The sequence below is a fragment of the Psychrobacter sp. UBA6739 genome (assembly GCF_002453835.1).
Classification (GTDB): Bacteria; Pseudomonadota; Gammaproteobacteria; order Pseudomonadales; family Moraxellaceae; genus Psychrobacter; species Psychrobacter immobilis_A.
The window spans coordinates 1-9412 of record NZ_DKHR01000040.1; the positions used below are offsets into that span (position 1 = coordinate 1).

A 9412-nucleotide genomic window follows, 5' to 3' on the forward strand; every position below is an offset into this window, starting at 1 on the left:
TGCTCGAGATTGGCCTCTGCTATCTCAAGCGTATCAGCACCATAAATTGCCTTTAAATCAGCCGCTACGGCCTTCTTATCCGTCCATGGCACAAACTTCATTGAATAGCGCACCATGTGTACGATACACAGCTGAACCTGTGCCTTTGGATAGACGGTGTTAATGGCATCAGGGAAGCCCTTTAAGCCATCGACACAGGCAATGAGGATATCTTGTACCCCTCGGTTTTGTAGTTCAGTGAGAACCCCTAGCCAGAACTTAGCCCCCTTATTCTCTGAGAGCCACATGCCAAGCAGCTCTTTTTTACCGTCAAGCCCCACGCCTAGCGCCAGATAGATAGCCTTGTTGATGATCTGCTTGTCTTGACGTACTTTAACAACAATGCAGTCTAAATAGACGATAGGATAAACACTGCTCAGCGGCCGGTTCTGCCAAGCGGTGATGTCCTCTAATATGTTATCGGTGACTCTTGAGACAAGAGAGCTTGAGATGTCGACATCGTAGAGCTCTTTAATGCTCTCTACAATCTCGGTGGTGGTTTGACCCTTGGCGTAAAGGAATATGATTTTATCATCGAGACCTGAGATACGGGTTTGATGCTTACTAACGAGTACAGGCTCAAAGTCACTATGACGGTCTCTTGGGGTGGATATCTCAAGATCGCCTGTGTCACTGCGGACTGTCTTTTTAGTGTGTCCGTTGCGCTTGTTAGGCTTATCCGCCTTTTCATGTTTGGGGTAGCCGAGATGATCTTCCATCTCAGCCTCTAAGGCATTGTCGATAAACGACTGCATGAGCTCCTTCTGAAAGTCTTTGATGTCATCAAAGCTTTTCATGCTACCAGCCATTTGCTCGGCCAGTTTTTTAATGTCAGATTGAGTAGTCATTGCTTATTCTCCGGTTAGTGGATTATAAGCTGTTACACAGTTTTTAGGAAAGGCTCTTCTAATCAGCCAACACCCCAACCACCGACAGTATCTCACCTGCTTCATCTTCTTTGATTACACGTGTCTCTTTTAACGCTGAATTGATCCAAGCTTGTATATGAAGGTTGTTTAACATAGTCTCACAATACTGTTTGGTCGTTGGCTTCAATACTATGTCAGAGGCATCAGCATACGTTTGCAAACGTAGCACTACTGGTGCGAAAAAAGCATCGGCAGCCGTAAATGAGCCAAACAAGTAGCTGTCTGTTGCGCGATTTTTTAAACAATCCGCAAAAATCTCTTCTATACGAGCGATATCATTTAAGCAGGCGTTACTTGGTTGTATCTTCGCCGTCGCTCGAATATTCATCGGCATCTCACTACGAATGCCTGTTAAACCTGAGTGCATCTCAGCGACGATACTTTGGCCATAGGCGCTATTTATTCTGGTGCTAGTATCACTCTTAGCATCAGTATCAGACTTCTTCAATCCTGTCCAAAGATCTAATTCTGTCAGATAGTCATTGGCATGAATGGTAATCGCTAAAGTATCCCAGACCGTGACTTTTTCATCATCTTGACCATAGACTAAAACTGGCACTTTGCCTGTTGGCGCATGCTCATCGAGAATGGCTGTCGCGGATGGATGAAACAGCTCAATCAGTTGCTCATCAAAATCAATATTAAAAGCTTTGAGTAATAGCCAAGCTCGTAATGACCATGACGAATAGTTTTTATTGCCGATGATGAGTAGCGGTTTTTGCATCATAAAATCCTAGTGAGCTGTATAAGTAGTATTTTATTATGTGCTCAATATTAAAAATTAACCAGTCTATAGTTCAGTAATTTCAATAAAAAACGCCCATCCAAAATTTGGACGGGCGCTTTTTCAGCAGTAGTAATTATATTTGAATCACTATCAATCGTCTAATAAATCCATACGCTTTGCCGCTTCATAAATACCTGTTGAGCGGTTGCCAGTACGGCAAAAGATCAGCATTGGCTGTTCAGCTTGATTAAAGAAATCAGCAAATTCTTCGACATGGTTTTGATTAAGCTCACTACCAGCGAAAGACACTTCTTTATAAGCAAGACCTGCTTTTTTAGCAGCGGCCTCAATCTCAGCGCTGGTCGGTTGGTTCGGCTCTTCACCATCTGGACGGTTGTTGATAATGGTTTTAAAACCATTTTCAGCAATCATAGGTACTTGATCAGGGGTGATTTGTCCGGTAATACTAAGTTGATGGCTCATAAGAGCTCCTTTTTATTTTTTAGCGTAAAAACGAAACTTTTGCGCTTGGATTAAAATATTTCAATAAGGTATAGCGGTTTTTTACAACAAACCTTGCATCAATGCGCTTTGATACAACAATTTAGCACGTGCACCGGTTCCGCAAAACATCAATATCGGTTTAGGCATCGAGCGATAAAACGCCGCAAACTGCTCGACAGTCGCCATGCTCAAACGCTCATCATCAAACGGTAAATGATGATAAGTAAGGTTGGCTTTTGCCGTCGCACTGGTAAAGTCGCCGCTATTGGGCTGCGTTTCTGTCTCGGCATCAGGACGAATATTGAGCACGGAGCGGTAGCCAAGCTCAGCAATCTTGGTGCATTGGCTTGGATAAATTTGCTTATAAATGGTTAAATTATCGGTCATAAGTAGCTTCGATCGCGTATATTAAAAGACGTTTGGAGGTATAGTATTGTAGCTAAGCGCCATTTTATAAAGGCTGTACTTTAGGTATCTCTTCTAAAGGCTGTATTTTTTAAGGGCTTATACCAATTTAGCATAACACAGCTTTTATCATATCTATATTTTGTCACAGACAATAATAATTATGCTTGATTAAGCAACATATCGCTCACAGACCGATCAGACATCCTTTAGCGCATTTACCGCATCCATCGTGCTTAAATACACTTGACCTGAGAGGGTAGTAATGACCGGAGTATGCTCGATGATGTCCATTACTGGCCCTTTAATAAAGCTAAAGTTTAAATGTTTGTTTTGGTTCAACAGCTCTTGATTAAGACTGATCAGCATCTCTTGTCCGGTCAGGTCAATGTGATTGACTGCTGACATGATGAGTATGACCTCATGCGCTTCTGGATATTGCTGAGTGGCTTGTATGACCCTACGATGGACGGATTCACTATTGCCAAAAAATAAGCTCTCATCGATACGCAGCATTAGTAAATTGCTAAATGTCACTACATCGTGACGGTTTATATTGCGAAAATGCCCTGTGCCAGCTAGCTGACCAACAACGGCGACGTGCGGTTTACTCGATTGCCAAATGAGGCTAGCAAACGACACCATCAAACCAATCACCAAGCCTGTATTTAATCCAAATATCAATACGCCGATGAATGCCGCCAAAAAGCTGGCCGCATCTAGACGGTCGCGTTGCCATGCCGATTTCAAGGTTGCCATATCAATGAGACCGATGATCGATGCCATGATGGTTGCGCCCAATAAAGCGTAGGGCAGTGGTGCGAGTACATTGCCAAAAGCGATTAAAGCAGCAATCATGACCAGCACAGTTACTAAACTTGCAACTGGTGTTTTGGCACCTGAGTCGGCATTGATAGCGGTGCGCGAAAAGCCACCAGCGACAGTAAAGCCTTGAAAAAAGCCACCCGCCATATTGGCAAGTCCCAGTCCAGTCAGCTCACTATTGGCGTTAAAAGCCTCACCGCGCAGGCGTGCATAGTTGCTGGCGACGGAGCTGCTAGAGACAAAGATAATTAATGCCATCAAACCTGCGCTAGGTAATAGATTCAGCGCCTCATCGAAGTCTGGTACATAGGGCAGGGTAAAGGTTGGTAAGCCTTGTGGAATACTCCCAATCGTGGCCACGCCGTTCGTAGTCCAGTGTAAGCTGATGCTCAAAACAATCGCAATACCGAGCAAAATAAGCGGAAACAGTCGCTCAGCCCATTTGGCATAAGACGCTGATAACCAAGATTTCCATACCCATTTGCTACCGTAGCGATTGGCCACCAACAGTGCAAAAGCAATGACGCCAATAACTAAGGTTAGCGGATGTAGCTGGCGTGCATACATTTGCATGCTTGATAGATAACCGATTAAGTTATTTCCCGCAATCGGAATCGCAGTCAGATATTTAAGCTGACTGACAAAAATCAATACGGCTGCACCACTGATAAAGCCTGCTGAAACGCCGCGACTGATAAACTGCATAATCCAGCCAAGCTTGAGCCGCCCTGCTAGCCATAACATTGTACCAACCATCAATGACAGCAAACTTGCCATCAATATATACTGCTGAGTACCCTCTGTAGCATAAGGATGTAGGCTGCTGGCTGTCATAATCGCAGTAATAGCGACAGGCCCTACTGCTTGCACATTACTCGAGCCTATCCATGCATAGACCAGCACGGGAACGATGGCCGCGTAGAGTCCATAGACGGGTGGCAATCCTGCCAATACCGCATAACCTAAGCTTTGTGGAATGACGAGCACCCCGACCACCAACCCAGCAACAACGTCAGTTGGCAGGGCAGATAGCTGGTATTGACGCAACCAAGCAGGAATCAGACGAGCGGTGATAGAAGGCATAGCAATATGTCATCACAATATATAGTCAATCCTATATAAATCAGATACGGTGTCAGGCTCGCTTAGTCTACTATTGGTAGTACTTTCGCTTGCCTTCCTTGTATCTAAACTATATTGAACCGACTATAGTAGAAAAAATTGAATAAAAGAAAAGGTTAAATACAGCCAAGCGCTAAATTTATAAAGTTATGCTGAAAAATGACGCTAACAAGGGATGCTAAAAACTCAAGCCAATAAACTAGCTGTCAGTTTTGGCACAAAAGCGTTCATACAATAAATGTAACACCGCCAAGGCATCGTCGCTGGCAATACTATAATAAATTTGCTTGCCTTCGCGGCGGGTCGTCACCAACGCATCTTTGCGTAGAATACCAAGCTGCTGTGACAAGCTTGGCTGACCAACACCGACTAAGCTTTCAAGCTCGCTGACGCAATACTCTCCTTGAGTCAACTGACATAAGAGTAATAAGCGATCCGGATGTGAAAGCGACTTTAATAGTTGGCTGGCTTGCATGGACGCCTGCTGCATTTGCTCAGCAAGGTCTTTAGGTGCAAAGTCTGCTACGCTAGATGACGCATCATCAATGCTAGTAGTCGAGGTGCTCAATGCTGAAGTAGAAGTAGTCAGAGCAAGCTCCTTATATAAGACATAATAAAAAATTTAGGATTAATAGCTAAGATAAGATTAATTATCAATGATATTGCGACGGATAGCAAGTTATCATTATTTACATTATATAAATTGATAAAATGTTAAATCGTTGTTATATTGGTATGCATCGTTGATAAATATGTGGCGGTCAATACGATAAGCTGAAGCTGGCGCATATTATACTGAACAATTTATCAAAAAATAAAATATTCATCTAAAAGCAAAGAGGTAGCCATGCAAGTTCATTCATTCTTACATAGCGACACAGAAACTTATACTCACGTACTCGCGGACGTTCAACAACAAGTCTGTGCCATCATTGATCCTGTGTTGGATTTTGATGCTAAGTCAGGGCGCACGAGTACTACTAGCGTCGATGAGGTGATAGGGTTCGTCCGAGAGCATGGTTGGGAGCTGGTTTACATCATAGAGACTCATGCGCATGCTGACCATATATCCGCCGCGATACATGTCAAAGACACACTTGGCGGGCAGTTGGTAATCGGTCAACATATCACCGAAGTGCAAAAAATATTTAAGCAAATATTCAACTTTGATACCAGCTTTCGCACCGATGCCAGCCAGTTCGATATTCTAACGGATGAGGGCGATACTTTGGCGCTTGGCAATATTACTATTACGGTCATGTATGTACCGGGTCATACGCCGGCAGATATGGCCTATATTGCTACTGATGATGAAAAGACCGTGGTCTTTGTTGGTGATACTTTATTTGCTCCTGATGTCGGGACGGCTCGCTGTGACTTTCCAGGTGGGGATGCCAAGACGCTGTACCACTCAATCAAGAAGCTCCTTGCGCTCCCTGAAGATACGATAATATATCTGTGCCATGATTATCCAAGCAAGGGTCGTCAGCACTGTCCAACCACGACTGTCGCTGCACAAAAACTGGGCAATATTCATGTCAAAGATGGTATCAATGAAGCAGAGTTTGTGCAAATGCGTGAGCGCCGCGATGCCACTCTTGATATGCCGCGTCTCATTATTCCATCGGTACAAGTAAACATCGATGCAGGTCATTTCCCAGAGCCAGAAGACAATGGTACCCGTTATCTAAAAGTACCGATTAATGTACTTGGGCAATAAGACAGATATCAGGATAAGTAGACATCAGAAGAAGCAAACATTATAAACATGCATCACGTTACGTAAGCACAATACGAGTATAAGCAAGCCATCATAATGCTAGTCTTTACCGTAAACACATGGCTATATTACCCCTCTACCATTAAGCCTTCACACTTAAGGATTGAACCATGGAAATTAATATCGGCAGTACTGAGCGTTTACTACGTATTATCGCGGGTGTCGTGATTATCGGCTTGGGTTTGTATTTTCAAAGCTGGTGGGGCGTGATTGGCTTAGTGCCTTTACTCACAGGACTCTTCCGCTTTTGTCCTTTGTATAAAATGCTTGGGATGAATACCTGCAAGCGTTAAACAGTCGCTAAATTTATTGTCATAAATACATAATCAGGCATGGGTATTGGATACTTTAATTGACCAATACCCATGCTACTTGCATAGGAGTCTTATAATGAGTGAGCAAAACTCTCATCTGGTCTGCCCACATTGTCAGTCAACCAACCGCATACCAGCAGCCAAACTTAGTGCTGCGCCAAATTGCGGCAAATGTGGTCAGCCGTTATTAACGGGGAGTCCTCATGAACTAAACGCTCAAACGGTTCGTAAAGTCATTCAAAAAAATGAGGTCTTGACCATCGTTGATTTTTGGGCGAGTTGGTGTCAGCCGTGTCTCATGATGGCACCGCAGTTCAAAGCCGCAGCGGCTCAACTGCCACAAGTAGTGTTTGCCAAAATACAAACCGATAAATATGAGCAAGCGGCGGCACCTTATAATATTCGCAGTTTGCCAACCATGGTGGCTTTTAAAAATGGTAGAGAGATAGCACGGCAGTCAGGTGCTTTACCTAGCGATCAAATTGTTCAGTGGGTACAAAGCTTACGTTCTTGAGTTTTAACGAATTATGATTATGAAAAAAGCCAGTATGCTTATTGCATGCTGGCTTTTTTCATAATAAATACTATCTAAAGTCATCGAAGAGTTGAGCAGTTAAACCTCACTTATCAAACTTAACTTATTAAATGTAATCTATTAAACATAACCTATCACGCATTACTCGCCATAAATCTTAACACCATTGGCAAAGCTACAACGCTGAATGCGGGCGGATTGAATGATGGCATCACGCTCGCCATAGAGCCGTGATAATTTTGCATCGCGCGCCTTGGTATTGTTGCTTTTGCCCACGCCAAAACTGATATTAGGGGAGATGCCCCAACGTCCCGCAGAAACCCCAACCCCGACACCTGAGGCGGATAAAGTTGATTGCTCGTTGCGCGCCGCGTCGACATAGCGATTGACGCGGGTATATTCTTGACTAAGGGCTTGGCAATCATAACTTTGATACGTGCTTGGTGCCACATATTGTGGCGTGACATTGCCCGTTGAGGCACAGCCTGAGAGACCAAAAATGCCAGCTGTCGCCAGTAGTGTCGCTGCAGTAAGAGTTTTCATAGTGGCTCCATTAGGCTAGGTTAAGGCGATTGTATTTATGTAAGATAGCAAAAATAATTGGATTAAGATATTGAAAATATAGCACTTATTAAATATTTTCAATGCTGGTAATATAAGTATTTGTGCAATCAAAATGTTATATGTTTATTAAAATAAGTTACCAGGTTTAGCAAAGGCTAGTACCACAATGCCCACATATGCCGCTCCAGCAATAAGAATACCGGTTTTTCTTTGGCTAGATGTGGCGTTATTATTAAACGCTTTGATACTGGCACTGATAGCCGCAACGAGTAAGATTACTTTTGCAAATACCCATTGTATGGGTGCATTGGCACTCATCAGCTGCATTAGCATGACTGCCCCTGACACAATAATGAGGGCATAGAAAATGTGCGAAGAGATTTTGACCACGCGTGGCGCTTGCTTGTTTGAGCTTAATACCAAATAGCTCTGATATAGAAACAGGGCAATGAGCAATACAGCCATGAGCATATGTAGATGTTTCATGAGATATTATTTCCTTTAAAGGTGCAGTTTCAGCGCTTACTGGTTACATGTAATTATGGTATGGAAAATACTACCTTCGCAATAGTTCGTTATTAGCCCTTGTTTTGTCCAGCACATAACGGACTATCAGGGCTTTGACCTTGCCATTCTATTGGGGTGTAAGCATGAATCGCTAAAGCATGAATTTGACCGCCTTGCGAGGTTAATAAGGAGTTTGCCAGTCCATATACAAGCTGATGCCGTGCGACTAATCTTTTGCCTTCAAAAGCATCACTAACAATCGTAAGTTTAAAATGGCTTTCTTTACCATCAAAATAACCAGAATGATTCATTGATTCATTCAACAATTCTATATGTTGCGGCTGCAACGCTTGTAGCTCAGCATTGAGCGCATCAGCAGTCGGTGTTTTACTCATAATAATCTTTCCATATATTTTGCCTAATAGTACTTGGCGGTATCATACTTAGCAATTTGTGAATTGCAAATAATGCCCATTATAGCAGACGCTATTAGCGGTAAAGCCTGCTATTAAGTTGCGTGTGCCTGTAAGCGATTACACTTCTGAGCTATTCTGTTTTTAAAAAATATAGCAATGAAAGATATTCTTTTTAACATACTGTCTTTAATGACGATAAATAATAGCCAGTCATGGCAAGTAGCGGTACCTGTTAGCTATCAGCATAAAAAAGCAGAGCACAATTGATAACCTGTACTCTGCTTTTATAAGTAACAACCATTTACTCAAAGCATGAAATCTAACAATCTCGTTAGCGACGCGCTTTTTGATAAAGCGGCATCACTTTAGGCATTAACGATTGCAATTGAGCAATACGATTGCTGCTGGTCGGGTGAGTGCTTAAGAACTGCGGTGGCTCACCTTGGCTCGCGCTTTGCATTTTTTGCCATAAGGTAACCGCTGCTTGCGGATTATAGCCAGCACGTGCCATTAACTCTAGACCAATCTGATCGGCTTCAGCTTCTTGTGTGCGACTATGCGGACGGCTCAGTCCCAAATCCCCAGCGACGTTGGCTAGCTCAGCCTGACCTTGTGACAGTCCAAAGATGCTAGCAGCCACGCCGATACCAGTCTGCGTCGCATACTGACGCGATAGGCGCTCACGTGAGTGCTCACGCAGCGCATGTGACATCTCATGACCCATAATAGCCGCAATCTCGTCATC

At 43.4% G+C, this 9412-nt stretch carries 13 protein-coding genes; 3 read left to right on the forward strand and 10 right to left on the reverse strand.

Going from position 1 to position 9412, the window contains the following annotated elements; all coding sequences use genetic code 11:
* The 6 genes from B2575_RS09400 to B2575_RS09425 form a co-directional block, all read right to left on the reverse strand.
* On the reverse strand, positions 1-887 hold an 887-nt coding region (locus B2575_RS09400; RefSeq protein ID WP_296241589.1), incomplete at its 3' end, for an IS256 family transposase.
* A 58-nt stretch (positions 888-945) separates the two neighbouring features.
* Complete coding sequence (locus B2575_RS09405) at positions 946-1695, reverse strand: glutathione S-transferase family protein (RefSeq protein ID WP_296241590.1); 750 nt, start codon at positions 1693-1695, stop codon at positions 946-948.
* Between the two features lie 150 nt (positions 1696-1845).
* On the reverse strand, positions 1846-2178 hold the full coding sequence (locus B2575_RS09410; protein WP_296241591.1) for a TIGR01244 family sulfur transferase: 333 nt from the start codon (positions 2176-2178) through the stop codon (positions 1846-1848).
* An 81-nt stretch (positions 2179-2259) separates the two neighbouring features.
* Entirely contained in the window at positions 2260-2586 is a 327-nt protein-coding gene (locus B2575_RS09415; protein WP_060491797.1) for a beta-lactamase hydrolase domain-containing protein, read from the reverse strand.
* 216 nt (positions 2587-2802) lie between these two features.
* The gene (locus tag B2575_RS09420) at positions 2803-4512 is read right to left on the reverse strand and encodes a SulP family inorganic anion transporter (RefSeq protein WP_296241592.1); all 1710 of its coding nucleotides are present in this window, start codon (positions 4510-4512) and stop codon (positions 2803-2805) included.
* 238 nt (positions 4513-4750) lie between these two features.
* Positions 4751-5119, reverse strand: coding sequence for an ArsR/SmtB family transcription factor (locus tag B2575_RS09425; protein WP_319020723.1), 369 nt, complete (start codon positions 5117-5119; stop codon positions 4751-4753).
* 279 nt (positions 5120-5398) lie between these two features.
* On the opposite strand from B2575_RS09425, the gene B2575_RS09430 reads away from it, so the two are divergent.
* The 3 genes from B2575_RS09430 (at position 5399) to trxC (ending at position 7159) form a co-directional block, all read left to right on the forward strand.
* Entirely contained in the window at positions 5399-6271 is an 873-nt protein-coding gene (locus tag B2575_RS09430; RefSeq protein WP_055124748.1) for an MBL fold metallo-hydrolase, read from the forward strand.
* Between the two features lie 170 nt (positions 6272-6441).
* Positions 6442-6624 carry a YgaP family membrane protein gene (locus tag B2575_RS09435; RefSeq protein ID WP_045444095.1) on the forward strand — a complete coding sequence of 61 codons (183 nt, stop codon included), beginning with the start codon at positions 6442-6444 and terminating at the stop codon, positions 6622-6624.
* Between the two features lie 97 nt (positions 6625-6721).
* Positions 6722-7159: a thioredoxin TrxC gene (gene trxC, locus B2575_RS09440; RefSeq protein ID WP_296241593.1), complete on the forward strand. Its 438-nt coding sequence runs from the start codon at positions 6722-6724 to the stop codon at positions 7157-7159.
* A gap of 162 nt (positions 7160-7321) precedes the next feature.
* Here trxC and B2575_RS09445 read toward each other — a convergent pair whose 3' ends face one another.
* The 4 genes from B2575_RS09445 to B2575_RS09460 all read right to left on the reverse strand — a co-directional run.
* Positions 7322-7723 carry a hypothetical protein gene (locus B2575_RS09445; protein WP_296241594.1) on the reverse strand — a complete coding sequence of 134 codons (402 nt, stop codon included), beginning with the start codon at positions 7721-7723 and terminating at the stop codon, positions 7322-7324.
* Positions 7724-7870: 147 nt separating this feature from the next.
* On the reverse strand, positions 7871-8230 hold the full coding sequence (locus tag B2575_RS09450; RefSeq protein WP_296241595.1) for a SirB2 family protein: 360 nt from the start codon (positions 8228-8230) through the stop codon (positions 7871-7873).
* Positions 8231-8322: 92 nt separating this feature from the next.
* Positions 8323-8646, reverse strand: coding sequence for a BolA family protein (locus tag B2575_RS09455; RefSeq protein ID WP_055124744.1), 324 nt, complete (start codon positions 8644-8646; stop codon positions 8323-8325).
* A gap of 352 nt (positions 8647-8998) precedes the next feature.
* The coding region (locus B2575_RS09460; RefSeq protein WP_296241596.1) for a M48 family metallopeptidase at positions 8999-9412 on the reverse strand (414 nt) is incomplete at its 5' end.

Bases quoted from the DNA above. Each gene is read 5' to 3' on its own strand.
- B2575_RS09405 (WP_296241590.1), bottom strand. From the start codon at position 1,695: ATGATGCAAAAACCGCTACTCATCATCGGCAATAAAAACTATTCGTCA.
- B2575_RS09410 (WP_296241591.1), bottom strand. From the start codon at position 2,178: ATGAGCCATCAACTTAGTATTACCGGACAAATCACCCCTGATCAAGTA.
- B2575_RS09415 (WP_060491797.1), bottom strand. From the start codon at position 2,586: ATGACCGATAATTTAACCATTTATAAGCAAATTTATCCAAGCCAATGC.
- B2575_RS09420 (WP_296241592.1), bottom strand. From the start codon at position 4,512: ATGCCTTCTATCACCGCTCGTCTGATTCCTGCTTGGTTGCGTCAATAC.
- B2575_RS09430 (WP_055124748.1), top strand. From the start codon at position 5,399: ATGCAAGTTCATTCATTCTTACATAGCGACACAGAAACTTATACTCAC.
- B2575_RS09435 (WP_045444095.1), top strand. From the start codon at position 6,442: ATGGAAATTAATATCGGCAGTACTGAGCGTTTACTACGTATTATCGCG.
- trxC (WP_296241593.1), top strand. From the start codon at position 6,722: ATGAGTGAGCAAAACTCTCATCTGGTCTGCCCACATTGTCAGTCAACC.
- B2575_RS09445 (WP_296241594.1), bottom strand. From the start codon at position 7,723: ATGAAAACTCTTACTGCAGCGACACTACTGGCGACAGCTGGCATTTTT.
- B2575_RS09450 (WP_296241595.1), bottom strand. From the start codon at position 8,230: ATGAAACATCTACATATGCTCATGGCTGTATTGCTCATTGCCCTGTTT.
- B2575_RS09455 (WP_055124744.1), bottom strand. From the start codon at position 8,646: ATGAGTAAAACACCGACTGCTGATGCGCTCAATGCTGAGCTACAAGCG.